Here is a 23935-nt window from a genome sequence, read left to right as displayed (position 1 = left end):
CGCCTGAAGACCGATGCCCGAACGAGCTGAGTCAGTCGCCGACTCTCGGTGCCCCCCACATCGACAGGCAGAACGGGTGCCCGGCCGGGTCTGCGTACACGAAGCAGTGGTCCGCGTTGGGCTGATGCTCGAATCGGGTGGCACCGGCTGCCAGCACACGCGCTCCGGTCGCTTCCAGGTCGTCGACGAAGAACTCGAGGTGCATCTGCATCCCCACCTCGCCATCCGGCCAGGTGGGGGGCCGGTAGTCGTCGACCTGCTGGAAGCCGATGTCACCGTTCGGCCCTTCCACCAGCGCCCAGCACTCGTCACCCTTCGCGACCCCGCCGGTGATCTCTGCGTAGAACCGCGCGAGCGCGATGGCGTCGGGAGCATTTACCGTCGTCAGGCTGAGCCTGATCAGGTTCGACATCAACCGATCCCTATCTTTTGGTATGTCGGCGTGAGTTCTTCCCAGCGCTCCGTCCAGCCGGGCGCTCGGGAATCGGAGTTCCAGCCCTCCGGATGGACCGGTCCGTCGACCTCCAGCGACCGACCGAGATCCTCGAGGTGGACCCGCCAACCAGAGGCGTGGGACGGGAGGTGCCCCGTCGGCAGGCCGCGCTCCTCGACCACCAGCCGAGTCCTGGAGCCCTCCTCGGTCAGCCACGCCTCGATCTGCCCCTCGTCGTCCGCACCCGGCTTCGTCGTCAGCAGCAGGTGGTGAGGCGCATCGCACAACTCGATGCGCGCGGGACCGGTCCAACTGCTCGTGAAGACGGCCTGGATGGTGCCGCCGACCCGCATGTCGCCGTCGACCCGGGCGATCCAGCGGGCCAGCCGCTCGGGCGTCGTACACGCCTCCCAGAGGTCGTCGATGCCCGTGTCGTAAAGGGTCTCGACCCGGACTGCTCCGCGGTTTTCATCGAGCGTCCGCATCGTCGCGATCGTGGTCATCGTCGCGCCTTCTTTCCTCGTGCGATCTCGGTCTGAAGAGCGCCGAGCCGGTTCTCCCAGAGCCGGCGGTACTCCCCCAGCCACTCGTCGACCTCGACGAGCGCCTCCGGGCGGAGGGTGTAGATCCGGCGCTGCGCGTCCTGCCGTACGTCGACCAGCCCGGCTTCCCGCAGTACGCGGAGATGCCGGGAGACGCCCGGACGAGCGATCGGGAGGGCCTCGGCCAGCTCTCCCGCACTCGCCGGGCGGTCGCGGAGAATATCGAGAACCGTGCGCCGACTCTCGTCTGCCAGCGCGTGCAACACGGCGTCCATGGCAGCTAACGTAACCGGATGGGTACGTATCCACAAGGTTACATTCAGCCCTCTCATGGCGCAGGTTGCAGCCGACTCACGCCGGTCTGGCCCTGGGTCTCACGTCACGCCGGCTCGATGGGCAACCACAGTTCGCAGGTCGCGGTGCTGAAGTCGGCAGCGCGTTCGAGGATGGCAACCATCGATGGGCCCGGCCGCAGCCGCCACGGGTTGGACGGGAACCACTCGGTCGCGGTCGCGGCCCAGGTGTCCTGCAGGGCCTGCGGATGGGGTCCGGCGGTGCGGAAGACCGCCCACTGGCCGGCCGGCACCTCGATGGCGTCCAGGTCGTCGGGGACCGGGGTGTCCCGGGACACCGCGACCCCGTGCAGGTACGTCAGTTCGGTGCCCTCGGTGGCCTCGGCGTCGACGTCGTCGCTGACCTGCAGCAGCCCGGCGGGCTCGGTGTCGCTGAGCGCCTTGAGCCGGACATGCTCCTGCGGTGCCAGCCCGGCGATGTGCTGCTGGATGTGCGGGTTGATGCCCTGGTGGATGAGTGGTACCCGGGCGGCGTGTCCGACGAGCCGGAACGCGGGGCGGTCGGCGATGCGGGTGTCCATGGGGGTGCTCCCTTCGACGGTCAGGCGGAACCTGAGCTGCGGTTGTGTGCGAAGGGGGCCTCCATCGCGGCGTACGTCACCGGGGCTGGCACCGTGGACCGCCCGGAACGCCCGCCCGAACGCCTCGGTCGAGCCGTATCCGTGCCGGACGGCGATGCCCAGCAGATCGTCCTCGCCCCGAACGACGTCGGCGGCGGCGACGGTCATGCGGCGTCGGCGCACGTACTCGGACAGCGGCATGCCGGCCAACGAGGAGAACATCCGGCGCAGGTGGTACTCGGTGGTGCCGAGCGTCCTGGCCACCGCGTTGACGTCGAACTCCTCGGCAAGGTGCTCTTCGAGCAGGTCGACAAGCCTGTTGAGTGCCGCGATCACGAGGCCTCCTTTCGACGTCAAGCCTGACCGAAGGACCCTGCCCCGCACCCGACCGTAGCGGTCCGATCCGATCAGGGGCGCGGCTTCCCGGACGACGACAGGGGTCCCCTCCCGACGGCGTTGTCGGAAGGGGACCCCTGAACTTCTGCGCTGCGCCTTACGGCTTGACGTGCGCGTTCACGAACGACGGGTAGCCGAAGACGCTGGAGATGAAGACTCCGCCGGCCTTGGACCCGTGCACGTTGTACGCCACGTCCACGTAGAGCGGCACCACCGGCGCGTGCTCCTTCATGATCCGCTCGTCGAGCTTGGCCCACTCCGGGCCCTGGTCGGCCGGGGCGAGCGCCAGGATGCGGTCCATCTCGGCGTTGACGGCCGGGTCGTTGAAGAAGGACTGGTTGCTGTTGCCCTCGGCCTTGATGGTGCGGCCGTCATAGAGCACCGGCAGGATCGACGCCCCGCTCGGCCAGTCGGCAGCCCAGTTACCGATGTACAGGTCCCAGGGGTTGTTCTTCTTCTTGATCTCGTCGAGCTTGGCGTCGTCGGAGATGTTCCGCAGCGTGATCTTGAAGCCGGCCCGCTCCAGGTTGGCCTTGAGCTGGGCGCCCTGCTGCTGCTCGGTCGAGTTGTCGGCGACGCCGAGGACCAGCTCCGGCGTCTTGCCGCCGAGCAACTCCTTGGCCTTGTCGACGTTGCCGTTGGGCCCGGCCGGGTACGCCTCGTACGCCTTGTAGCCGATGGTCGACGACGGCATCAGCGTGGTCAGCGGTGCGGCGACGTTCTGGCCGCCGAGCACCTTGATCATGCCTTCGCGGTCGATGGCGTAGTTGAGCGCCTGCCGGACCTTGAGGTCGGTGACCCGTTGGTTGTTGATGACCAACTGGTTGGCGCTCGGGGTCGGCGAGAGGATCGTCCGGGACTTGAGCGCGGCGTCTCCGGCCACCTTGGCGACCAGCGAGGCGGGCACGGTGTTGAACGCCAGTGCGCTCTGGTCAGCGCCGTTGTCGGCGATCACCCGGTTGTTGGCGGCGTCCGCGGTCGGCCCGAAGGTCCAGACGAACCGGTCCGGGTACTGGTGGCGCACCGGGTCGGTGTTGGCGTCCCAGTTCGGGTTGCGCTCCAGGGTGAGCTGGACACCCACCTGGTTCTCGGCGACCCGGTACGGGCCGGACGAGAACGGCTGCTTGTCCACGTTGATGCCGGTGTCCTTGTCGGCGGGCAGCGGCGCGGTGGTCGGCAGCGAGGCGGCGAACGGCAGGTCGCAGCGGGGCTTGGCGAACTCGAAGCGCAGCGTCTTGGCGTCCGGCGTGGAGAGGCCGGGCGGCAGCGACGTCTTGTTCTTCTTGAAGTCCCACTTGGTGTCGAACTGCGCGGTGTCGGCCAGCCACTCCTGGATGTAGGTGGGGCCGCCGGCGAGGTCGGGGTCGAAGGACCGGGCGATGCCGTACGCGATCTCCTTGGCGGTGATCGGCCGGCCGTCCTCGAACTTCACCCCGTCCTTGATGGTGAATTCCCAGACCTTGCAGTCGTTGTTGACGTTCTTGCCCGGGGTCTCGGCCAGGTCACCCACCAGGACCAGGCCACCCTTGCCGTCGTCCTTCCAGGTGGTCAGGTAGCGGGACCAGAGCGGGTTGGCCATGAGACCGGCGAACGAGTACGTCCGCTGCGGGTCGAGGTGGGAGATCGGCGATTCCCGGATGACGGTGAAGGTGCCGCCCTTCGCGGCGCCGCTCACCTCGGCCGCCGGCCCCTGCGAGTCCTTGGGGTCGGTCGCGATGACCCCGGTCTGCTTCCGGTCGGTGTCCACCGTCGTGCCCTCGCCCGTGTTCTTCGAGCACGCACCCAGTGCCACAACCAGAGCAATCGCGCCGCCTGCGGCAACCGCCACGCGTGGTCGCATGAAGTACCTCCTTCAGCCATGTGCCGTGCGGTTTCGTCGGGGCGAGAACCGCCGACGTCCCGAGGATCGTAAGGAAGAAAACCTACGAGTTGTGTAACAGTTGTCGATAAATTTCGCCATCCGTCGGCGTGGCGGGCACCGTGGGGTCAGCGCAGCCGGACCCGGGGGTCGATCACCGCGTAGAGCAGATCCACCAACACGTTCGCCAGGACGACGAAGACGGCCGCGATCAGCACGGTGGCCATGATGGTGGGCAGATCGCCCGAGCGCACCGCGTCCACCGCCGTACGCCCCAACCCCTGGATGCCGAACGTCGTCTCGGTGATCACCGTCCCGCCCAGCGCCCCGCCCACGTCCAACCCGGCGATCGTCACCACCGGAGTGATCGCCGCGCGCAACGCGTGCCGCCCGTACACGGTGGGTTTGGCCAGGCCCTTGGCCCGCGCGGTCCGGACGAAGTCCTCCGACAGCGTCTCCAACATCTGCGCCCGGGACAGCCGGGCGTAGATGGCCGAGAACAGGAACGCCAGCGACACCCAGGCGAGCGCCAACCCACTGGCCCATTTCGCCGGGTTCTCGAACACCGACGTGTAGCTGGGCACCGGCAGCAGCCGCAGGTTGTAGACGAAGACCATCAGCAGCACCGCGCCCACGAAGTACAGCTGCAACGACGCGCCGGTCAACGAGAAGCCGATGGCGGCCCGGTCCAGCCAGGTGCCCCGACGCAACGCGGAGATCATGCCAAGACCGACACCGAGCAGCAACCACAGGATCGCCGCCGGGATCACGATGCTCAGCGTCACCGGCAGCACCCGGGCGATGGTGTCCGAAACGGCCTCGTTGGTGACGTACGACCAGCCCAGGCAGGGCGCGTCGCACCGACCACCCTGGGCGCTGCCCAGGTCCCGGCCGGTCACGATGCCCTTCATGTAACCGGCGTACTGGCTGATCAGCGGGTCGTTGAGGCCCAGGTCGTCGCGGACCCGTTCCAACCGCTCCGGGTTGCAGTTCTTCGAGCAGATGCTGCTCACCGGGTCACGCGGCAGGGCGAAGAACATCAGGAAGGTCAACACGCTCACCGCGAACAGGGTCAGCGTGGCCGAGAAGAGCCGCTTGAGCAGAAACCGCGCCATGGGGTACCCCCTACCGGGACGACTTCGGGTCGAGCGCGTCCCGCAACGCGTCGCCGAAGAGGTTGAAGGCGAACACCAGGGCGAAGATCATGACGCCCGGGAAGAACACGTACGCCGGGTCGGTCTGGAGGTAGTCCAGACTGTCGTAGATCATTCGGCCGAAGCTCGGCGTCTCATCACTGAGCCCGACGCCGATGAACGACAGCGCCGCCTCGCTGGTGATGAACTGCGGCACCGCCAGCGAGAACGAGACCAGGATCGGCGCCCAGATGTTCGGCAGCAGCTGCCGGAAGAGCATGTGCCCCAACCCGGCGCCACTGGCCTTGGCCGCCTCCACGAACTCCCGCTCCCGCAGCGCGATGACCTGCCCACGGACCAACCGCGCGGTGCTGGTCCAGCCGAAAATGGCGAAGACGGCGATCAGCACACCCACCCCGAACGCGGACGACACCTGCCCCCGCTCGCCGTAGAAGCGCAGCGTGATGGCGGGGGTGAGGGCCAGCGCGATGATCAGGAAGGGCATCGCCAGGGTCAGGTCGGTGATCCAGTTGACCACCGCGTCGAGCCAGCCACCGAGATAGCCGGCGAGCGTGCCGAGCGTGACGCCGATCGTCGCGGTGATCAGCGCGGCGGCGAGCGCGATGAACAGCGACGTGCGCAACCCGTAGATCAGCCGGACGAAGATGTCCCGTCCCAGCCCCGGTTCCAGCCCGAACCAGTGGTCACCGGTGACACCGCCGGCGTACCCCAGCGGCATGCCGTTGCCGTCCAGCAGATTCTGGAACTGCTCCCGCGGCCCGACCCCGTAGACCATCTCGATCAGCGGCGCGGCCAACCCCAACACCATGAAGAACACCAGGAGTACGCCGCTGACCACTGCCGTCCGGTCACCGCGCAGCCGCAGCCAGGCGAGCTGCCCGGGTGAGCGGCCGACGACACCCCTGGCGGCGGTCGTGCTCGCGTCCGGGTCGGACTCGATCTCGGCCAGCGCCACACCCTCCACCGGGGAGAGACTCACGACGACACCTCCTCGTCGACCTGGGTGATCGACCCGGCTGGTTCGGGGGTGGTGCCGGCCGTTTCCCCTTCGGGGCTCGTGCCGGCTGATTCCCCTTCGGGGCTCGTGCCGGCTGATTCCCCTTCGGGGAAGTGACACGCGGTGGCCTGCCGGCCGCCGTCGCGCGGGACCAGCGCGGGCTCCTCGGTGGCGCAGATGTCCTGCGCCTTCCAGCACCGGGTGCGGAACCGGCAGCCCGACGGCGGGTCGAGCGGGGTGGGCACGTCACCGGTCAGCCGGATCCGGCCCGCCGGGCCGAGCTGGGTGACGTCCGGGATCGCCGAGAGCAGAGCCCGGGTGTACGGGTGCTGCGGGCGCTCGTAGATGTCCTCCCGGTCGCCGATCTCCACGATCCGGCCCAGGTACATCACCGCGACCCGCTGGCAGAAGTGCCTGATCACCGCCAGGTCGTGCGCGATGAAGACGAACGCCAGGCCGAGTTCCCGTTGCAGGTCACGCAGCAGGTTGACGACCTGCGCCTGGATCGACACGTCCAGCGCGGAGACCGGCTCGTCGGCGACGATCAGCTTGGGCCGCAGGGCCAGCGCGCGGGCGATGCCGATGCGCTGGCGCTGGCCGCCGGAGAACTCGTGCGGGTACCTGTTGTAGTGCTCCGGGTTCAACCCGACCAGCTCCAGCAACTCCTGCACCCGCGCCTTGATCCCGCCCGGCGGCTTGATCCCGTTGACCTGCAACGGCATCGCCACGATCCGGCCGACGGTGTGCCGGGGGTTCAGCGACGCGTACGGGTCCTGGAAGATGATCTGGAGTTCCTGTCGCAGCGGACGCAACTCCCGGCGGCCGGCGTGCGTGATGTCCCGGCCGGCGAACTCGATGCTGCCGCTGGTCGGCTCCAGCAGCCGCACCAGCATCCGACCGGTGGTGGTCTTGCCGCAGCCCGACTCCCCCACCAGGCCGAGCGTCTCGCCCGGGCGCACGTCGAAGTCGAGCCCGTCCACCGCCCGCACCAGGCCGGTGGCGCGCAGCCCCTGCCGTACCGGGAAGTGCTTGGTCAGGCCGCGGACCCGCAGCAGTGGTTCGTCGGTCATCGGGCCACCCCCACGGATGCGATGTCCTCGGCGTAGAACGTGGCACGCTCCTCTTCGCCGAGGTGGCAGGCGACCAGGTGACCGGCCGCGCCGGCCGGGCGCAGCTCCGGCACGTCGGTGCGGGAGCGACTGCCGGCCCGGTCGGCGTACCGGCAGCGTGGGTGGAACGCGCAGCCCTGCGGCAGGTTGATCAGGCTGGGCGGGTTGCCGGGGATGGGCACCAGGTCCGCGTCCGCGTCGCCGTGCAGCGACGGCACGCTGGAGAGCAACCCCCAGGTGTACGGGTGCTGCGGCGAGCGGAGCACCTGCTCGACGCTGCCCCGCTCGACGGCCCGCCCGCCGTACATGACCAGCACGTCGTCGGCGACCTGGCCGACCACGCCGAGGTCGTGGGTGATCAGGATGATCGCGGAGTGGAACTCGGCCTGCAGGTCGGCGAGCAGGTCCAGGATCTGCGCCTGCACTGTCACGTCCAGCGCCGTGGTCGGCTCGTCGGCGATCAGCAGCGCCGGGTCGTTGACCAGGGACATCGCGATCATCGCCCGCTGTCGCATGCCGCCGGAGAACTCGTGCGGGTACTGGTCGAAGCGACGCGCCGGCTGCGGGATGCCCACCCGGTCCAACATGTCGACAGCCCGCTGGCGGGCCTCCCGCCGGTTGGCCTTCGGGTGGTGCACCCGGTACGCCTCGGCGATCTGCCGGCCCACCGTGTAGTACGGGTGCAGCGCCGACAGCGGATCCTGAAAGATCATCGCCATGTCCCGGCCGCGCAGCCGGCGTACCTCCTCGTCGGCGAGACCGACCACCTGCCGGCCGCCCACGGAGATCTCCCCGGTGATGGTGGTCCGTTTCGGGTCGTGCAGGCCGAGGATGGCCAGCGAGGTGACGCTCTTGCCGGAGCCGGACTCACCAACGATGCCGAGGGTGCGACCCCGGTCGACGGAGAACGACACCCCGTCGACGGCGCGCACCACGCCGTCCGAGGTGTCGAACCGGACCCGAAGGTCATCCACCCGCAGGTAGGCGTCCTGGTCGGAGCGTTGTGCCGGCACGGCGGGACGGTCGTCCGGTTCGCCGGACGGCAACGGTTCCGAGCTGTCCACGGCCACCTCCCTCAGTGACGAAGGGAACTTACAGGAAAGTCCCGAGGGTGAAAATAAGCTACAAAGTCGGCACGTGTCAGCGGGCCCGAGCGTAACGAGTCGGCATCGGCCCCGCACCCCCGTCACCTCCCCATCCACACCCGTTCATGCCGCGATCGCACGCTGGATGCGCTGCCGCCCGCGCCCCGCGCCCCACGCCCCGCGCCCCACGCCCCGCGCCCCGCGCCCCGCGCCCCGCGCCAAGATCCGAGCAACTTCCCCGAAGTTGCTGTCTCCGACAGGCAGGAGACAGCAACATCCCCGATACTGCGCGGATCTTGACGACGAACACCGCCCCCGACAGACCGGAAGCGGAGTTTGGCGCGCCCCCTGCCGCCAAGGTCACGCTCGAACCAGGATGTAGTGGCATCGCCGACGCGCCGATACCACTCATCCAAAATCGGGCGCGATCTTGTAACTCAGCTGAGTTATCTGCACCATCCCCCGATGCGCCTTGCCCTTCGACAGCAGGGACTGCCGCGACTCAGGGGCGATCAGGTGAGGTGCAGATAGTCGGCGGCGTGGCCCCCCTTCACCGACCGCGCGCATCGAACTCCTCGACGGCGGCCTGCTCATCGGCCCGTCTCCGTCCGTCCGACACCAGGTGATCGTCGGTGGCCTGCTAGTCGCTCTGGAACGAGGTTGCGCCAGGACGAGTCGCACCGTGCTCCCGGTGATCAACCTGCGGCTGAACGCCGTGCGGATCCTCAACCCTGACCTCGTGGTGGCCACGGAGCTGGATTTCGAGGCGTCCTGCGTACCGGCAGACGCGGTCCTCCTGGTCGGTGAGGTCGCCGCGCCACACACCGCCGTCATCGACCGGGTGTTGAAGCCGCACCTGTACGCGGCGGCCGGGATCGAGTGGTATCTGCTCGTTGACCAGGAGAGCCTGACCGTGCGTCTCCACCAACGGCAGGGCGGCCACTACCTGGAGAGGGCAACGACCAAGCGCGGCGAGGTTCTGGAACTGACCGAGCCGGTGCGGGCGACCATCCGGCCGGAGGAACTGCTTCCCTGACAGGTGTGGGCGGCTGGCCTAGGGTCGGTCCATGACCGAGTTCGACGCGGCGACCGCCGCCGTACAGGCCGCCCTCGACGCGGGCGCGCGGTACGCCGACGCCCGGGTGATGCACCGCCGCTACGAGTCGATGACCGCGCGCAACGGTGACGTGGAGGAGCTGACCCAGGACGAGAGCATCGGGCTGGGAGTCCGCGCGTTGGTCGGGGCGAGCTGGGGCTTCCACGCCGTACCCGATCTGTCGGACGCCGCCGCCCGCGACGCCGGCCGGCGCGCGACCCGGATCGCGATGGCGAGCGCGCGGGTGCCGGGCCCTCCGGTCGACCTGGTGCCGGTCGAGGCGGTCACCGCGAGCTGGGCCTCCGGCTGCCAGATCGACCCGCTCGGGGTGCCCCTGTCCGACAAGGGCGATCTGCTGGTCGACGCGACCCGCACGATGGCCGAGCACGGCGCGGATCTGGCCGAGGGCCTTTACCAGATCTGGGACACCGCGAAGTGGTTCGTCTCCAGCGAGGGCCACCGGATCGACCAGCGCATCCGCGAGTGCGGTGGTGGCATCTCGGCCACCTCCATCGGCGACGGCGAGACGCAGCGCCGGTCCTGGCCCAGCTACCGCGGCCAGTACGGCACGACCGGGTGGGAGCTGGTCGAGTCGCTGGACCTGGCCGCGCACGCCGCGCAGATCGCCGAGGAGTCCCGGGCGCTGCTCACCGCGCCGCAGTGCCCGGCCGGTGAGACGGATCTGATCCTCGGCGGCGAGCAGTTGGCCCTTCAGATCCACGAGTCGGTGGGGCACGCCATCGAACTGGACCGGATCCTCGGGTGGGAGGCGGCGTTCGCCGGCACGTCCTGGCTGGACCTGGCCCAGCTCGGTTCGCTGCGCTACGGCTCGGAGCTGATGAACATCACCATCGACCCGACGATCCCGGGCGCGTTGGGCAGCTTCGGTTTCGACGACGAGGGCTCCCCGGCGGTCAAGCGGGACGCGGTCCGCGACGGTCGCTGGGTGGGGGTGCTCGCCGGCCGGGACTCCGCAGCGATGGCCAGCCTCGACTACGGCGGCAGCGTACGGGCCGACGGGTGGGCGCGGCTGCCGATGGTGCGGATGACCAACGTCGGCCTGGAACCCGGCCCGCACACCCTGGAGGAGATCATCGCGGCCACCGACGACGGGGTGCTGATGGACCTCAACCGGTCCTGGTCGATCGACGACAAGCGTCTCAACTTCCAGTTCGGCTGCGAGGTCGGCTGGGAGATCAAGAAGGGGCGGCGGGGGCGGATGCTGCGCAATCCCACGTACACCGGGATCGGCCCGCTGTTCTGGCGCTCGATGGACATGCTCTCCGGTGAGACGGTCTCCTGGGGGACGCCCAACTGCGGCAAGGGCCAGCCCGGCCAGATCGGGCACACCGGCCACCCGGCCGCGCCGGCCCGGTTCCGCAACGTCCGGGTGGGGGTTTCAGCGTGAGCGCGAGGAGTGAGCCGGGTTTGCGAGCCCCGCAGTCGCGAACGAAAGGTGGCTCAGCGTGAGCGCGAGGAGCGAGCTGGAGCTGGCGGGGCAGGTTGTGGAGTTGGTGCGGCGGCTCGGCGGGCCGGCCGCGCAGGCGGAGGCGGTGGTGACCCGGGCGGACCTGGCGTTGACCCGGTTCGCCAACTCGGGCATCCATCAGAACGTTTCCGAGTCGACAGTGGGGGTCCGACTGCGGGTGCACGTCGACGGTCGGACGGCTGCCGGCGGCGGCAGCGTGGTCACCGCCGACGGGTTGTCCGCACTGGTGGAGCGCACCCTGACGGCGGCGCGGCTGTGCCCACCTGACCAGGGCTGGCCGGGGTTGACCGCGCCCGTGCCGATGCCGCAGGCGCCGCCCGTCGACGAGGCCACCGCGCAGGCCGAGCCGGATCAGCGGGCCGACCGGGTGGGGGCGTTCGTGGCCGCCGCCGGGGGCCTGAGCACCGCCGGTTACTGCCGTACCGCGCACCGCTCGTCGGCGTTCGCCAACTCGGCCGGGCACTCGGCGTACGGCCGCTCGGTGGAGGCGGCGATGGACGGCATCGCCCGCCGCGACGGCGCGGACGGGGTGGCCCGGCGCAGCGCTGACCGGCTGTCCGACCTCGACGGCGCCGAGTTGGGCGCGCAGGCGGCGGCGAAGGCGCAGGCGGCGGCCGACCCGGTCGAGTTGCCGCCGGGGCACTACGAGGTGGTGTTCGAGCCGGCCGCCGTGGCGGACCTGTTGCAGAATTTGTCGTTCTACGGCTTCAACGGCAAGCGGTACAACGAGCGGCAGTCGTTCGCCGAGCCGGGCGCGGCCCAGTTCGACAGGGCGGTGACAGTGGTGGACGATCCGCTGGGCGGGTCCGGGTTGCCGTTCGACGCGGAGGGCACCGGCCGGGGGGCGTTGACGTTGGTCGAGGCGGGCACCACCAGGGCGGTGGCCCACGATCGCCGGACCGCCGCCGAGGCGGGCACGGAGTCCACCGGGCACGCTGTCGCGGGGGGTGCCACCTGGGGCCCGATGCCCCGCAACCTGCGGCTGAGTGGTGCGGCGGCGGGCCCGGCCAGTGCCGCGGGCCGGAGCACCACCGGCGCGGCGGCCGGCGCTGTCGTCGACGCGGACACCGCCGCGTTGGTGGCTGGGGTACGCCGGGGCCTGCTGGTCACCGACCTCTGGTACACGCGGGTGCTCGACCCGAAGAGCCTCGTCGTCACCGGGCTGACCCGCAATGGTGTCTGGCTGATCGAGGACGGCACTGTGGTCAGGGCGGTCCGTGACCTGCGGTTCACCGAGTCGTACCCGAGGGCGCTGGGGCCGGGGGCGGTGCTCGGGCTGGGTGCGCGGGCGGTGCGTCAACCGGATCGGGTGGACGGTGCCTGGTGGGCGGCGCCCTCGTTGCGGCTGGCGTCCTGGCACTTCACCGGAGGCGCCTCCGGTTGATGGTCAACCGGCGCGCGGAAACCGGCTCGCTGGGGGCTTTTCCGCAGGCCAGACACACGGGACACTCCCTTGCGCGGACGGCCCGCAGAGATCGGCGTAACGTGTGTCACTTAGCTGCGTCGGTCGATCCGGCGCGGTCGTTGGTGTGCGCATGACGTGGCAGCGGGTGCGGGTTCGCCGGTCCGCGTGCCGACCGGAGAGAGATCAGCCCGCCCGTACGGGCCCGTCGAGGAGACGACTCGAATGACTTCAACGGCAACGAGGCCGAGGGGGGCGCGGGCGCGCGCCGCCATCGCGGCGAAGACGTTGCGTACCGACCGATGGTGGTTCGCCCCGCTGATCACCGTGATCGGGCTCAGCGCCTGGGTCGTGTACGCGACGGTCCGTGTCTTCATGCACGACTTCTACTGGGTCGCGGATTACCACTACCTGACCCCGTTCTACTCGCCCTGCGTCACGGAGCGGTGTATCGAGGGCGCCTCGCACTTCGGCCGTTTCCTGCCCGGCTGGTGGATCATCCCGGACGCCGCGCTGACGCTGCCGTTCCTGCTGCTGTTCCGGCTCACCTGCTACTACTACCGCAAGGCGTACTACCGGTCGTTCTGGCTGTCGCCGCCGGCCTGCGCCGTCCCGGACGGGCACAAGGAGTACAGCGGTGAGACCCGTTTCCCGCTGCTCGGGCAGAACCTGCACCGCTACTTCTTCTACGCCGCGGCGATCATCTCGCTGATCAACACCTGGGACGCGATCCTCGCGTTCCACTCGCCGAAGGGCTTCGGCTTCGGGCTGGGCAACATCATCCTGGTGCTCAACGTGGTGATGCTCTGGGCGTACACGATTTCCTGCCACTCCTGCCGGCACATCATCGGCGGCCGGCTCAAGCACTTCTCCAAGCACCCGGTGCGCTACCGGGCCTGGACGTTCGTCTCGGCCCTGAACGTCCGGCACATGCAGCTCGCCTGGATCACCCTCGGCACCCTGGCGCTGGCCGACTTCTACATCATGGCGCTCGCTGCCGGCTGGTTCTCCGACCTGCGGTTCATCAACTAAAGGGCCCCTGACATGACCACAACCACTCGCATCGAACGACACCACTACGACGTCGTCGTCATCGGGGCCGGCGGCGCCGGTCTCCGCGCGGCGATCGAGGCCCGGCTCGCCGGCAAGAAGACCGCGATCATCTCCAAGTCGCTGTTCGGCAAGGCGCACACGGTGATGGCCGAGGGCGGCGCGGCCGCCGCGATGGGCAACGTGAACAGCCGGGACAACTGGCAGGTGCACTTCCGCGACACCATGCGCGGCGGGAAGTTCCTCAACAACTTCCGGATGGCCGAGCTGCACGCGAAGGAGTCGCCGCAGCGGATCTGGGAGCTGGAGACGTACGGTGCGCTCTTCGACCGCACCAAGGACGGCAAGATCTCGCAGCGCAACTTCGGCGGCCACGAGTACCCGCGTCTGGCGCACGTGGGCGACCGGACCGGCCTGGAGCTGATCCGCACCCTCCAGCAGAAGATCGTCTCCCTCCAGCAGGAGGACCAGCGCGAGTTCGGCTCGTACGACGCCCGGATCCGGGTGTTCTCCGAGACGACCATCACCGAGCTGCTGCTCGACGGTGACCGGGTGGCCGGCGCGTTCGGCTACTACCGGGAGTCGGGCGAGTTCATCCTCTTCGAGGCGCCGGCGGTCGTGTTGGCCACCGGTGGCGTCGGACGCTCCTACAAGGTCACCTCGAACTCGTGGGAGTACACCGGGGACGGGCACGCGCTGGCGCTGCGCGCCGGGGCGACACTGATCAACATGGAGTTCCTCCAGTTCCACCCCACCGGCATGGTCTGGCCGCCCTCGGTGAAGGGCATCCTGGTCACCGAGTCGGTGCGCGGTGACGGCGGTGTCCTGAAGAACTCCGAAGGCAAGCGGTTCATGTTCGACTACGTCCCCGACGTCTTCCGCAAGCAGTACGCGGAGACCGAGGAGGAGGCGGACCGCTGGTACACCGACCCGGACAACAACCGGCGTCCGCCGGAGCTGCTCCCCCGCGACGAGGTGGCCCGCGCCATCAACAGCGAGGTCAAGGCCGGTCGGGGCTCCCCCGCCGGTGGTGTCTTCCTGGACATCGCGAGCCGACGCTCCGCCGACGAGATCCGCCGGCGGCTGCCGTCGATGTACCACCAGTTCAAGGAGCTGGCCGACGTCGACATCACGGCCGAGCCGATGGAGGTGGGGCCGACCTGTCACTACGTGATGGGCGGCGTCGAGGTGGACCCGGATTCGGGTGCCGCCTTCGGCCACGTACGCGGGCTGTTCGCCGCCGGTGAGGTCTCCGGCGGCATGCACGGTTCCAACCGACTCGGTGGCAACTCCCTGTCCGACCTGCTGGTCTTCGGCAAGCGGGCGGGCGGGCACGCCGCCAGCTACGCCGACGGGCTGACCACCCGGCCGAAGGTGGCGGTGCACGAGGTCGAGGCCGCCGTGGAGACCGCCCTCGCCCCGCTGCAACGGGACACCGGCGAGAGCCCGTACACCCTTCAGCAGGACCTCCAGGCGGTCATGGGCGACCTGGTCGGCATCATCCGGCGCGAGGGTGAGCTGGCCGACGCGCTGGTCCGGCTCGCCGAGCTGCGGGAGCGGGTGGCCAAGGTGAGCGCGGCCGGCGGCCGACGCTACAACCCGGGCTGGCACCTGGCCCTGGATCTGCGCAACATGCTGGTGGTCTCGGAGTGCACAGCGAAGGCGGCGCTGGAGCGGCAGGAGTCGCGCGGCGGGCACACCCGGGAGGACTACCCGGCGATGGAGCCCAAGTGGCGGCAGGTCAACCTGGTCTGCGCACTGGACGGCGACACCGTGCAGCTGACCCGCAAGCCGCTGCCGAAGATGCGGCCGGAGCTGATCGGCCTCTTCGACCGGGCCGAGCTGGCCAAGTACCTCACCGACGAGGAGCTCGCCGACTTCGACGCCCTCGTCGCCGACGCTGGAGAGGCGGACAACCGATGAGCGCGAAGCGTCAGTTCCGGATCTGGCGGGGCGACGAGAGCGGCGGTGACCTCCAGGACTACATGGTGGAGGTGAACGAGGGCGAGGTCGTCCTCGACGTCATCCACCGTCTGCAGGCCACCGACGCGCCCGACCTGGCCTGCCGGTGGAACTGCAAGGCCGGCAAGTGCGGCTCCTGCTCCATGGAGATCAACGGTAAGCCGCGGTTGGGTTGCATGACGCGGATGTCGACCTTCGGCGACGACGAGACCGTCACTGTCACCCCGCTGCGCACCTTCCCGGTGATCCGGGACCTGGTCACCGACGTCTCGTTCAACTACGAGAAGGCACGGGAGACCCCGGCGTTCGCGCCTCCGGCGGACGTCGCTCCGGGCGACTACCGGATGCAGCAGGTCGACGTCGAGCGCTCGCAGGAGTTCCGCAAGTGCATCGAGTGCTTCCTGTGCCAGACGGTCTGCCACGTGATCCGCGACCACGAGGAGAACAAGCAGGCGTTCTCCGGCCCGCGGTACTTCATCCGGGCGGCCGAGCTGGACATGCACCCGCTGGACGCGCGGACCGACCGCAAGGAGTACGCGCAGGCCGAACAGGGCCTCGGCTTCTGCAACATCACCAAGTGCTGCACCGAGGTCTGCCCCGAGCACATCAAGATCACCGACAACGGGATCATCCCCATGAAGGAACGGGTCGTCGACCGCAGGTACGATCCCCTTGTGTGGCTTGGTAGCAAGATCTTCCGTCGGGGCGAGACGCCCCAGACCAGCGTGACCACCGCCCGTCAGGGCTCGGCGACGCCGGGCTCCGCCCGGGGTGGGGTGCACTCGCACGCGGGTGGCTCCCACGACTCGCGGGCTGAGGCGCAGGCGCAGAGCGGCGTCAACTGGCACCGGGAGGTGCCCCACCCGACCGCTCCGGCGGTCGACGACCGGGGCAAGCTGCCGCTGACCGAGCTCACCTTCGACCGGGCCGCCGCGCCGTCGCCGTTCGGCGACGACGTGACCTTCCCGCTGCCTCCGGAGCACCTCAACTTCGCCCACCCGGAGCAGGACAACAAGCACTAATCACCCGGAACAACAACGGGGGCCGTGGCAGTTGCCACGGCCCCCGTCCCACTTGCGTGATCAACGGGGGCTGGGCGTGATCACCGGGGGGTGAGGAGGGGGCGGAGGGCTGCCACGATGGGGGCGTCGGCGGGGAGCCAGGTGACCGAGTCCAGTTCGTCGGCGGTGAGCCACCGCAGCGCCTCGTGCTCCAGCGCCTGCGGTTGGTCGCCGCCGAGCAGGCGGGCCGCGTACACCTTGAGCACCGAGCGGCCGTGCGCCATCCGTACGTTGCGGCCGACCCGGTCGCCGATCTCGACGCGTACGGCCAACTCCTCGGCGCACTCCCGGATCAACGCGTCGGTCTCGGCCTCCCCCGGCTCGACCTTTCCGCCCGGAAACTCCCACATGCCCGCTACCTCGGGTGGCGCGGAACGCGCACAGGCGAGCACCCGCCCATCCCGGATGATCGCCGCGCCGACGATCACCTTCAGGTCCCGTCGCTCGGCCTGCCCGCCACCATTCGCCCGTTCGGTCCGCACGGGCGTCCAGGGTGCCAGATCAATCGGCGGTTTGGGTACCGTAGCCGTCCGCTAGGCCAATAAGACACGGAAGTGTGGGCGTGGACACCCCCTCCGAGCAGCGAGAGACTAGGGGACACCGACAAGACACGGGATGGCGACGATTTGGCCACGAGCCGGCAACGGCGCTTGGGGGGTGCGGTGATGCGCGTGCTGTTCAACAGCAGGGCCAAGCACGACTACCTTTCCGACGCGTTGACCTTGCTATCTGGTTGGACACGCGAGGGCGAGCAGATCCGACGGACGCTCATGATCGACGATACCCAACACGCCGCACTAACTGAACGGGTCAAGGTCGTCGCGGACGCGCTGCATCTGCGGCCCGAGATCAGCCGCCGGGCCGACAGCACCCAGATCCGGGTCGGGCACGGCAGCGGCGAGCCCCTGACCGAGGGCGAGGTCCTGTTGGCCGCCCGCATCGAGGACGCGTACCGGGCGGTCACCGAGGGCTGACGACCGACGCCGACTCCGCGTCCTGCGGGTACCAGCGCAGCTCCACCGAGTTGCCGTCCGGGTCCCGCACGTAGATCGAGGTCGCCGAACCGCGGGCGCCGAACCGGCTGACCGGCCCCGTCAGCACCGTGAAGACTTCCGACCCGATCACCTGCGCCCAGTCCAACGGCGCCACCACCAGGCAGAAGTGGTCCACGTTCGCGCCCTGCGGTTCACCTCGAACGAGGTCGATGATGCTGTCGGGGCTGATCCGCACCGACGGAAACGGGACTGCGCCCGCCCGCCACTCGTCGACCCGTACCGGCGCCAGCCCGAGCCGGCCGCAGTAGAAGTCCAGGGACCGTTCCACGTCGGCGACGGTCAGCACCAGGTGGTCGAAACCGGTGACCCGCACCGCGCTCATGCCTGCTCCAAGTCGGCCGCCGCGCGCAACCAGCCGCTGAACAGCGCCGGGTCGACGTCGGCGAGGTCGCGCAGCTTCACCGCCGCCATCGAGCGCGCACCGGGCACCAACCGTCCTGACGGGTCGGCGATCTCCTGTCCCCGCCACAACCCGAAGGTGACAAAGGACCCGTACGCCTTGATCAGGCAGACCGGGCGCTGGCCGGGCCGGTCGCCCAGGCCCCAGACCGGGTGCCCGTGCCACATCGCCCCCGTCGCCGCCGGCAGGGCCGCCGCGATGATCGGCGTCAGCTTCTCGCCGATCTCGCGCAGTGGGCCGGCCAGGCCGGCCAGGTAGTCGTCAACGCTCACGTTCTCGCCTTTCGCTCGGTGTTCCCTGCCGCGTTCACGATCCCCTGACGAGGGACACCGACCAAGACCTGATGTCGCTACGATCGTTGCCCACAGGTCAACGATGGGAGCGGGTGTGCTGGAGCGGTACGAGGTCGAGACCTTCCTGACGCTCGCGAAGGAACTGCACTTCGGCCGCACCGCCGAGCGGTTGACAGTCAGCACCGGTCGGGTCAGCCACATCGTGAAGAAGCTGGAACGCCGGATCGGGGCACCGCTGTTCGCCCGTACCAGTCGGGTCGTCCAGCTCACCCCGATCGGCCGGCAGCTCGCCGAGGAACTGGCCCCGCTGGTTGCCGGGATGGACGAGGCCGTCCGCCGCGCGACCGACGCCGCCCGGGGTGTGACCGGGACGCTACGGGTGGCGTTCCTCGGCGAGTGGACCGCGCCGGTGCTGCTCCGGGCGGTGGCCCTGTTCGGCGAGCGGCACCCCGACTGTCGGGTGGAGGTGCACGAGGCACAGTTGTCCACCACCCGCTCCGGGCTGCTCGACGGCTCGACGGACGTGTTGATCGCCTCGTACCCGTTCGACGGGATGGCCACCGGCCCGGCGCTGCTTCGCGAGGCTCGGGTGCTGGCGGTGGCGGCGGGTCACCCGCTCACCCGGGAACGGTCGGTGTCGTTGGAGGTGCTCGCCGACCACCCGGTGGTGCAGTACCCGAGCGTGACCTCGGCGGAGTTCAAGCGGGACCGCACCCCGGAGCGCACCCCCGGCGGCCGTCCGGTGCCGAAGGGACCCGCCGGGAACACCTTCTCCGAGATGCTGTCACTGGTCGCGCTGGGCCGGGGTGTGCTGCCGGTGGGCGAGCACACGCGGCGCTACTACCCGCGTCCCGACGTGGCGTACGTGCCCATCCACGACGCACCACCGATCGAACGGGGGCCGGTCTGGCTGCCCGGCAACACCACCACCCGCGTGCGCGAGTTCGTCCGCGCCGCGACCGACGCGAACCCCCGACGAGACACGCCGAGTGGGCGCTTACCCCCGCCGAGCTGACCCGGACGCTCGGGGTCCTCGCCCGGGTGGGCCCGTTGGCACCGGTTTTCTAGCCTGAACGGCATGGCGAACATCGCGTACGACCGCAAGGAGCAGGTCCAGCAGATCGAGAGTGGCCTCCTCGAAGGCGAGCAGATCATCGCCGTCTACGACGCCGTCGGCACCGGCACCGGGTTCATCGGGCTGACCGACCGCCGGGTGATCATCCAGGACCGCTCGTTCGTCGGGAAGCGGTTCGCGATCACCAGCATCCCGTACTCGAAGATCACCAGCGTGAGCGTGGTCAGCAACAAGTCGTGGGGTGGTTCGTTCTTCTCCACCGGCGCCATCGCCATCCACGTCGGCACGCACACCTACGAGGTGGAGTTCCGTGGCGCGCAGAAGAGCCACCACGTACACAACGTGATCCTGCACCACATCTCCTGACGGCACGTCCCGGCGTGGGCCCGGCTGGCGTAATTGCCTTGCTGGGCCCGCGGTGTCTCTGGTGTCCTCGGTCGACAGCCGCGCGAAGGGAGCAGCCGCCATGCCCGACACGACGAAGTCCCCCGAACCCACCGTCATCCGATCTGACGAATCGAGACTTCGTGAGCAGCACCGTTCCCCTGGCGCTGGGCGCCACTGACGCCAACCCCGGAGGCCGCTGATGTCGGTCTTCGACGATCCCGGCCTCTTCGGCCGGCTGTGGGCCGCCGACTACGACGACGGCGACACCAACCCTGACCCGGCCCCCGCCGTGGATTTCCTGGCCGACCTGGCCGACGGCGGCCCGGTTCTCGAACTGGCGATCGGCACCGGCCGGGTCGCGCTTCCGCTGGCCGAACGGGGCCTCGACGTGCACGGCGTCGAGGCGTCCGAGGAGATGCTGGCGCTGCTGCGGGCGAAACCCGGCGGCGAGCGGATACCGGTGGTCGTCGCCGACATGGCGGACGTCCCGGTGACCGGTGAGTTCCGGCTCGCGTACCTGGTCTTCAACACCCTGTTCAACCTGGTGGACGCCGAGCGGCAGGCGGACTGCTTCCGCAACGTCGCCCGGGTGCTGTCGCCCGGCGGCGCGTTCGTCGTCGAGACGTTCGTGCCCGACCCTCGCGGCTTCGACTCGGACGAGCAGGTGCAGGTGCGTGAGGTGACCGAGGATTCCGCGACGATCCGGCTGCACAAGTACGACCGGCCGGCGCAGCGGTTCATCCGGCAGACCATCACGTTCGACGCCGACGGTGTGCACCTGAAGCCGTTCGCCATGCGGTACGCCTGGCCACACCAGATCGACGAGATGGCGCAGCAGGCAGGGCTCCGGCTCACCGAGCGGTACGCCGACTGGCACCGGCGACCGTTCCAGGCCGACAGCCCGTCGCACATCTCCGTCTACCGGGCGGAGTAGCGGTTTGATCGACTCGGGTTCCGGAAAGTCGGGGTGTCATCGCCACGACGACACCCCGATTTCAAGGAACCCGAGTCGATCTCCCGCCGCCCGAAGGCGGCCATCGACTTGTCCTTCCCGGCCTCCCACGACAGCGGCTGCCCAGACCGGGGCGTGGCTGAGATCCGGCCACGTTCCGCCTTGGGCGGATTCTGCTGAGAGCAGGTTTTGCTGGTCTGCGAGGGCCACACCGGGGTGAGCTGACGGCATGCCGTACGCCTCCCGATTCCCACGCTCCTCGCCGTACTGGCCGGTGGTCAGTCACCCTCAGCTCCGGCGCGTGCTGCCCGGGCTCGCCGTCTCCGCGTTGGGCGACGGGATGGCGGTTGTCGCGGTGTCCTGGCTCGTCATCCAACTCGTCCCGCATGATCAATGGGGCCTTTGGATCGCGGTGACCATGGCGGCGTACACACTGCCCAGCGCGGCCGGAACTGTCGTCTTCGGCCGGCTGCTGCGCGGTCGCGGCGGCGCCCAGCTCGCCGGGTGGGACGCGATCCTGCGGGCCACGGCACTCGCGGCGATACCCGTCGCCTACCTCTTCGGCGCGCTCACCATCGGGCTGTACGTCGTGCTGCTGGCCGCGTCCGCACTGCTGCACTCGTGGGGTTCCGCCGGGCGGTTCACATTGATCGCCGAACTGCTGCCGCAGCGACACCATCTGCCGGCCAACGCGGTGCTCTCCACCATCGGCGGGTTCGCCACCATCGTCGGTCCACCACTGGCGGGCCTCCTGATCGCCTGGGTCGGGCCGGTATGGGTGATCGCCATCGACGCCGCCACCTTCGCCGCGCTGGCCCTCACCTACCGCTTCGCGGTGTCCGCCGCGGACAGCGACCACCGGCACGAACGCGGCGCGTCGCGGACCGCCGGGTTCGCTGTCATCCGCCGCAATCCCGCCCTCCTGGGCCTGCTGGCGCTGAGCCTCGCGTTCTTCTTCCTGTTCGGGCCGGTGTACGTGGCCATGCCGATCCACATCACCGATGACCTGCACGCCTCGGCGACGCTGTTGGGCGCCTACTACACCGCGTTCGGCGTCGGCGGCCTCGTCGGAGGGCTGATCACCGGACACCTGCGCCGCTGGCCGCTGCGGGCCACCACCATCACCATCGTCGTCGCGTTCGGCGTGGCCATGTTGCCGCTGGGCCTCGGTGCGCCCGTCGGCGTGTCGCTGCCGGCGTTCGCCTTGGCGGGCCTGATCTGGGCACCGTACATGTCCACGTCGATGGCGCTGTTCCAGCGCAGCACGTCCATCGCGCAGCTACCGGCGGTGCTCGCCGCCAACGGCGCGGTCCTCGTGGTGGCGGTGCCCCTGGGCACCATGCTGGGTGGGCCACTGGTGGGTGCCATCGGTGCCCGGCCGACGATGCTGCTCTGCGCCACGGCGATCGTGACCGTCGGCCTGGTCGCCGGAGGATTCGCGATTCCCTGGCGGAAGACACGATCCTCCGGCGACCCGGCAGTCACCGAGGTCAGTGCCCGTCGCTGAGCTGGACGTCGACCACTGTCAGCTTCCCTCGTTGGTGCGGTGGCGTTCGACCGTCTCGGCGATGCGCTTGATCCGGCGGAGTCGGGCGTCCCAGGTGGAGCCCACCGCCGACAGCTGGGCCACCGCGCGGGCGAGTTGCGCCTCGTCGACCTGGTAGTGACGCTCGCGACCGGCCGGCTCGGCGTGGATCAGCCCAACGCGGTCCAGCACCGCCAGGTGTTTCGAGACGGCCTGCCGGGTGACGGGTAGCTGCCTGCTCAACGAGGTGGCGGTGCCCGGTCCGTCGGAGAGCAGAAGATCGATCATCGTACGCCGAATCGGGTCGCCGATCGCCGACCACAGCTCGTCGTCGACCACAGTGCTCACGCGGTCGCGACCAGCCGCGAAACGTACACGCCCAGCCGGGGAATGTAGTGGTCCCAACCGTTCTCGTGGTCGCGGTACTGCTCCTCCAGGACGGCGACCTCCCACCCCTGCTCACGGAACCCGGTCTCGGTCATCCGGATCTGCGTCCCCGTGCCGTTGGGGATCAGGTCGAAGGTGACGAGCAGCGCCTGCCCGCCGCGGTCCGGCTCGGTGAAGCACCACCGGAAGGAGAACCGCTTCGGCGGGTCGACCTCGACCACGGCGAACGCGACGGTCGTCGTCTCGCCGGTGTCGGCGTCGCGCCACACCAGTTCGCCGGGCGCACCGGCGACCGACTCGAACCGCGCGTCGTCTGGCCACCACTCCCGCATGTGCTCGGGCTGGCTGACCACCTCGAAGACCACCTCGGGGGACGCGTTGACGTGGATGTCGCGTTCGATCGTTCCCTGTTCCATACCCACCACCTTTCGCAACCTTTGGTTGCACTCAACCTACGACAGCCGAACGCCGTCGCGCAACCTTTCGTTGCATGTCGCGGAATCCGTCGTACCCGGGATGCACAATGCCGGGCATGTCTGAGCCGTCGCCGCACCGCCACCACGCCATCGACTACATCGAGCTCACGGTGACCGACCTCGCCGTGGCCAAGCGCTTCTACGCCGACGCGTTCGGCTGGCAGTTCACCGACTACGGGCCGGAGTACGCCGGCATCCGCAGTCCACACGGCGACGACGCACCCGAGGTGGGCGGTCTCCGGCTGGACGCGGAAGTGCGGGCGGGCGGCCCACTCGTGCTGCTCTACTCCACCGACCTGGACCGGTCGGTGCAGGCCGTCAAGGAAGCCGGCGGCCAGGTGGTGAACGGGCCGTACGAGTTCCCCGGTGGCCGGCGGTTCCACTTCACCGACCCCAGCGGCAACGAGCTGGGTGCCTGGGCCGAGCAGTAGGACGCGTTCCTGACGAGAAGGCTCTCCGTCCCTGACCTGTCAGAGGTCCTCGCCGCTCAGGACGAGGCAGCCGAACATGTCCGTGAGGACGGCCCGCTGGTGGTCGGTCAACGGGTTCACGAAGACCGCAACGCCAACCCCGAACTGCTGGCACGCGTCGGCTACGTCGCGGGCCCTACCGGGGCTGAGCAACGTCCGCCGCGAGAACGGGTCGCCCATCTTGTCCGCGCCGCCGGATGAGACACCCCGCCGCTGCACGTGCCGGCTCACGACCCGGCCACCACGGGCTTCCACCAAGCCGGCCAGCAGGTCGAGCTTGCTTTCGAACTCCTTGTCCTTCGCCGAGAACAGGCCCACCAGCGCCACGTCGGTGCCTGCCAGCACAGCTTTCAACGCCCCCGTCCCGA

At 69.6% G+C, this 23935-nt stretch carries 27 protein-coding genes; 12 read left to right on the top strand and 15 right to left on the bottom strand.

Annotation, left to right across the window (positions count from 1 at the left end; translation table 11 throughout):
* Nucleotides 1–31 precede the first annotated feature (31 nt).
* The 9 genes from AB0C03_RS28670 to AB0C03_RS28630 all read right to left on the bottom strand — a co-directional run bounded on the left by AB0C03_RS28670 (nucleotide 32) and on the right by AB0C03_RS28630 (nucleotide 8415).
* Nucleotides 32–412 (bottom strand): VOC family protein, encoded by a 381-nt coding sequence (locus tag AB0C03_RS28670; RefSeq protein ID WP_030337533.1) that lies wholly within the window; start codon nucleotides 410–412, stop codon nucleotides 32–34.
* A complete protein-coding gene (locus AB0C03_RS28665; RefSeq protein WP_030337528.1) occupies nucleotides 412–936 on the bottom strand; it encodes an SRPBCC domain-containing protein in 525 nt (174 codons plus the stop codon). Before AB0C03_RS28665 ends, AB0C03_RS28670 begins: the two co-directional genes overlap by 1 nt.
* Nucleotides 933–1250: an ArsR/SmtB family transcription factor gene (locus AB0C03_RS28660; RefSeq protein ID WP_030337527.1), complete on the bottom strand. Its 318-nt coding sequence runs from the start codon at nucleotides 1248–1250 to the stop codon at nucleotides 933–935. The genes AB0C03_RS28665 and AB0C03_RS28660 overlap by 4 nt, the downstream gene beginning before the upstream one ends.
* A 104-nt stretch (nucleotides 1251–1354) precedes the next feature.
* A complete protein-coding gene (locus AB0C03_RS28655; RefSeq protein WP_030337525.1) occupies nucleotides 1355–2224 on the bottom strand; it encodes an AraC family transcriptional regulator in 870 nt (289 codons plus the stop codon).
* A gap of 157 nt (nucleotides 2225–2381) precedes the next feature.
* A complete protein-coding gene (locus AB0C03_RS28650) occupies nucleotides 2382–4124 on the bottom strand; it encodes an ABC transporter substrate-binding protein (RefSeq protein WP_030337523.1) in 1743 nt (580 codons plus the stop codon).
* 146 nt (nucleotides 4125–4270) lie between these two features.
* A complete protein-coding gene (locus AB0C03_RS28645) occupies nucleotides 4271–5257 on the bottom strand; it encodes an ABC transporter permease (protein ID WP_030337522.1) in 987 nt (328 codons plus the stop codon).
* 10 nt (nucleotides 5258–5267) lie between these two features.
* Nucleotides 5268–6275, bottom strand: coding sequence for an ABC transporter permease (locus tag AB0C03_RS28640; protein ID WP_210866485.1), 1008 nt, complete (start codon nucleotides 6273–6275; stop codon nucleotides 5268–5270).
* Nucleotides 6272–7363: an ABC transporter ATP-binding protein gene (locus AB0C03_RS28635; protein WP_357640066.1), complete on the bottom strand. Its 1092-nt coding sequence runs from the start codon at nucleotides 7361–7363 to the stop codon at nucleotides 6272–6274. The genes AB0C03_RS28640 and AB0C03_RS28635 overlap by 4 nt, the downstream gene beginning before the upstream one ends.
* Entirely contained in the window at nucleotides 7360–8415 is a 1056-nt protein-coding gene (locus AB0C03_RS28630) for an ABC transporter ATP-binding protein (protein ID WP_210862071.1), read from the bottom strand. Before AB0C03_RS28630 ends, AB0C03_RS28635 begins: the two co-directional genes overlap by 4 nt.
* Nucleotides 8416–9052: 637 nt before the next feature.
* Between AB0C03_RS28630 and AB0C03_RS28625 the strand changes: the two genes are divergently transcribed.
* The 6 genes from AB0C03_RS28625 (at nucleotide 9053) to AB0C03_RS28600 (ending at nucleotide 16508) form a co-directional block, all read left to right on the top strand.
* On the top strand, nucleotides 9053–9523 hold the full coding sequence (locus AB0C03_RS28625; RefSeq protein WP_081884146.1) for a Uma2 family endonuclease: 471 nt from the start codon (nucleotides 9053–9055) through the stop codon (nucleotides 9521–9523).
* A gap of 31 nt (nucleotides 9524–9554) precedes the next feature.
* A complete protein-coding gene (locus tag AB0C03_RS28620; RefSeq protein ID WP_210866483.1) occupies nucleotides 9555–10991 on the top strand; it encodes a TldD/PmbA family protein in 1437 nt (478 codons plus the stop codon).
* Nucleotides 10992–11049: 58 nt separating this feature from the next.
* Entirely contained in the window at nucleotides 11050–12456 is a 1407-nt protein-coding gene (locus AB0C03_RS28615) for a TldD/PmbA family protein (RefSeq protein ID WP_400447924.1), read from the top strand.
* A 243-nt stretch (nucleotides 12457–12699) separates the two neighbouring features.
* Nucleotides 12700–13506 carry a succinate dehydrogenase subunit SdhC gene (gene sdhC / locus AB0C03_RS28610; RefSeq protein WP_279519808.1) on the top strand — a complete coding sequence of 269 codons (807 nt, stop codon included), beginning with the start codon at nucleotides 12700–12702 and terminating at the stop codon, nucleotides 13504–13506.
* A 12-nt stretch (nucleotides 13507–13518) separates the two neighbouring features.
* Nucleotides 13519–15447, top strand: a complete 1929-nt coding sequence (locus AB0C03_RS28605) for a fumarate reductase/succinate dehydrogenase flavoprotein subunit (RefSeq protein ID WP_030337511.1) — start codon at nucleotides 13519–13521, stop codon at nucleotides 15445–15447.
* Nucleotides 15444–16508: a succinate dehydrogenase/fumarate reductase iron-sulfur subunit gene (locus AB0C03_RS28600; RefSeq protein WP_030337510.1), complete on the top strand. Its 1065-nt coding sequence runs from the start codon at nucleotides 15444–15446 to the stop codon at nucleotides 16506–16508. The genes AB0C03_RS28605 and AB0C03_RS28600 overlap by 4 nt, the downstream gene beginning before the upstream one ends.
* A gap of 80 nt (nucleotides 16509–16588) precedes the next feature.
* On the opposite strand, the gene AB0C03_RS28595 is transcribed toward AB0C03_RS28600, so the two are convergent.
* Nucleotides 16589–17029: a (deoxy)nucleoside triphosphate pyrophosphohydrolase gene (locus AB0C03_RS28595; protein WP_357640061.1), complete on the bottom strand. Its 441-nt coding sequence runs from the start codon at nucleotides 17027–17029 to the stop codon at nucleotides 16589–16591.
* 183 nt (nucleotides 17030–17212) lie between these two features.
* Here AB0C03_RS28595 and AB0C03_RS28590 point away from each other — a divergent pair, with 183 nt between their 5' ends.
* The gene (locus AB0C03_RS28590) at nucleotides 17213–17521 is read left to right on the top strand and encodes a 4a-hydroxytetrahydrobiopterin dehydratase (protein ID WP_030337506.1); all 309 of its coding nucleotides are present in this window, start codon (nucleotides 17213–17215) and stop codon (nucleotides 17519–17521) included.
* Here AB0C03_RS28590 and AB0C03_RS28585 read toward each other — a convergent pair.
* Together AB0C03_RS28585 and AB0C03_RS28580 are read right to left on the bottom strand one after the other, a co-directional pair.
* Nucleotides 17508–17924, bottom strand: coding sequence for a VOC family protein (locus tag AB0C03_RS28585; protein ID WP_030337505.1), 417 nt, complete (start codon nucleotides 17922–17924; stop codon nucleotides 17508–17510). The genes AB0C03_RS28590 and AB0C03_RS28585 overlap by 14 nt on opposite strands.
* Entirely contained in the window at nucleotides 17921–18274 is a 354-nt protein-coding gene (locus AB0C03_RS28580) for a DUF1801 domain-containing protein (protein ID WP_210859787.1), read from the bottom strand. The genes AB0C03_RS28585 and AB0C03_RS28580 overlap by 4 nt, the downstream gene beginning before the upstream one ends.
* 115 nt (nucleotides 18275–18389) lie before the next feature.
* Here AB0C03_RS28580 and AB0C03_RS28575 point away from each other — a divergent pair, with 115 nt between their 5' ends.
* From AB0C03_RS28575 to AB0C03_RS28560, 4 genes are all read left to right on the top strand, one after another.
* Nucleotides 18390–19310 carry a LysR family transcriptional regulator gene (locus AB0C03_RS28575; RefSeq protein WP_051708855.1) on the top strand — a complete coding sequence of 307 codons (921 nt, stop codon included), beginning with the start codon at nucleotides 18390–18392 and terminating at the stop codon, nucleotides 19308–19310.
* A gap of 63 nt (nucleotides 19311–19373) precedes the next feature.
* Nucleotides 19374–19736: a PH domain-containing protein gene (locus AB0C03_RS28570; protein WP_030337500.1), complete on the top strand. Its 363-nt coding sequence runs from the start codon at nucleotides 19374–19376 to the stop codon at nucleotides 19734–19736.
* Nucleotides 19737–19956: 220 nt separating this feature from the next.
* On the top strand, nucleotides 19957–20691 hold the full coding sequence (locus tag AB0C03_RS28565) for a class I SAM-dependent methyltransferase (protein WP_030337499.1): 735 nt from the start codon (nucleotides 19957–19959) through the stop codon (nucleotides 20689–20691).
* A gap of 247 nt (nucleotides 20692–20938) precedes the next feature.
* The gene (locus AB0C03_RS28560) at nucleotides 20939–22216 is read left to right on the top strand and encodes an MFS transporter (protein ID WP_030337497.1); all 1278 of its coding nucleotides are present in this window, start codon (nucleotides 20939–20941) and stop codon (nucleotides 22214–22216) included.
* Between the two features lie 18 nt (nucleotides 22217–22234).
* Here AB0C03_RS28560 and AB0C03_RS28555 read toward each other — a convergent pair whose 3' ends face one another.
* The gene (locus tag AB0C03_RS28555; protein ID WP_030337495.1) at nucleotides 22235–22582 is read right to left on the bottom strand and encodes an ArsR/SmtB family transcription factor; all 348 of its coding nucleotides are present in this window, start codon (nucleotides 22580–22582) and stop codon (nucleotides 22235–22237) included.
* A complete protein-coding gene (locus AB0C03_RS28550; protein ID WP_030337494.1) occupies nucleotides 22579–23037 on the bottom strand; it encodes an SRPBCC domain-containing protein in 459 nt (152 codons plus the stop codon). Before AB0C03_RS28550 ends, AB0C03_RS28555 begins: the two co-directional genes overlap by 4 nt.
* A 116-nt stretch (nucleotides 23038–23153) precedes the next feature.
* On the opposite strand from AB0C03_RS28550, the gene AB0C03_RS28545 reads away from it, so the two are divergent.
* Entirely contained in the window at nucleotides 23154–23528 is a 375-nt protein-coding gene (locus AB0C03_RS28545; protein ID WP_030337493.1) for a VOC family protein, read from the top strand.
* A 39-nt stretch (nucleotides 23529–23567) separates the two neighbouring features.
* On the opposite strand, the gene AB0C03_RS28540 is transcribed toward AB0C03_RS28545, so the two are convergent.
* Entirely contained in the window at nucleotides 23568–23912 is a 345-nt protein-coding gene (locus AB0C03_RS28540) for an HflX GTPase family protein (protein WP_156057966.1), read from the bottom strand.
* Nucleotides 23913–23935 lie beyond the last annotated feature (23 nt).

The sequence above is a fragment of the Micromonospora parva genome (assembly GCF_040649675.1).
Lineage (GTDB): Bacteria > Actinomycetota > Actinomycetes > Mycobacteriales > Micromonosporaceae > Micromonospora > Micromonospora parva.
Note: the sequence above shows the minus strand (reverse complement) of the source record. Positions and strands in the feature narration are given on the sequence as shown.

Excerpts from the sequence above, each read along its gene's own strand:
- AB0C03_RS28585 (WP_030337505.1), bottom strand. The coding sequence starts at position 17,924 with ATGAGCGCGGTGCGGGTCACCGGTTTCGACCACCTGGTGCTGACCGTC.
- sdhC (WP_279519808.1), top strand. The coding sequence starts at position 12,700 with ATGACTTCAACGGCAACGAGGCCGAGGGGGGCGCGGGCGCGCGCCGCC.
- AB0C03_RS28660 (WP_030337527.1), bottom strand. The coding sequence starts at position 1,250 with ATGGACGCCGTGTTGCACGCGCTGGCAGACGAGAGTCGGCGCACGGTT.
- AB0C03_RS28550 (WP_030337494.1), bottom strand. The coding sequence starts at position 23,037 with ATGGAACAGGGAACGATCGAACGCGACATCCACGTCAACGCGTCCCCC.
- AB0C03_RS28645 (WP_030337522.1), bottom strand. The coding sequence starts at position 5,257 with ATGGCGCGGTTTCTGCTCAAGCGGCTCTTCTCGGCCACGCTGACCCTG.
- AB0C03_RS28565 (WP_030337499.1), top strand. The coding sequence starts at position 19,957 with ATGTCGGTCTTCGACGATCCCGGCCTCTTCGGCCGGCTGTGGGCCGCC.
- AB0C03_RS28545 (WP_030337493.1), top strand. The coding sequence starts at position 23,154 with ATGTCTGAGCCGTCGCCGCACCGCCACCACGCCATCGACTACATCGAG.
- AB0C03_RS28605 (WP_030337511.1), top strand. The coding sequence starts at position 13,519 with ATGACCACAACCACTCGCATCGAACGACACCACTACGACGTCGTCGTC.
- AB0C03_RS28620 (WP_210866483.1), top strand. The coding sequence starts at position 9,555 with ATGACCGAGTTCGACGCGGCGACCGCCGCCGTACAGGCCGCCCTCGAC.
- AB0C03_RS28665 (WP_030337528.1), bottom strand. The coding sequence starts at position 936 with ATGACCACGATCGCGACGATGCGGACGCTCGATGAAAACCGCGGAGCA.
- AB0C03_RS28650 (WP_030337523.1), bottom strand. The coding sequence starts at position 4,124 with ATGCGACCACGCGTGGCGGTTGCCGCAGGCGGCGCGATTGCTCTGGTT.
- AB0C03_RS28670 (WP_030337533.1), bottom strand. The coding sequence starts at position 412 with ATGTCGAACCTGATCAGGCTCAGCCTGACGACGGTAAATGCTCCCGAC.
- AB0C03_RS28590 (WP_030337506.1), top strand. The coding sequence starts at position 17,213 with ATGCGCGTGCTGTTCAACAGCAGGGCCAAGCACGACTACCTTTCCGAC.
- AB0C03_RS28560 (WP_030337497.1), top strand. The coding sequence starts at position 20,939 with ATGCCGTACGCCTCCCGATTCCCACGCTCCTCGCCGTACTGGCCGGTG.
- AB0C03_RS28570 (WP_030337500.1), top strand. The coding sequence starts at position 19,374 with ATGGCGAACATCGCGTACGACCGCAAGGAGCAGGTCCAGCAGATCGAG.
- AB0C03_RS28600 (WP_030337510.1), top strand. The coding sequence starts at position 15,444 with ATGAGCGCGAAGCGTCAGTTCCGGATCTGGCGGGGCGACGAGAGCGGC.
- AB0C03_RS28635 (WP_357640066.1), bottom strand. The coding sequence starts at position 7,363 with ATGACCGACGAACCACTGCTGCGGGTCCGCGGCCTGACCAAGCACTTC.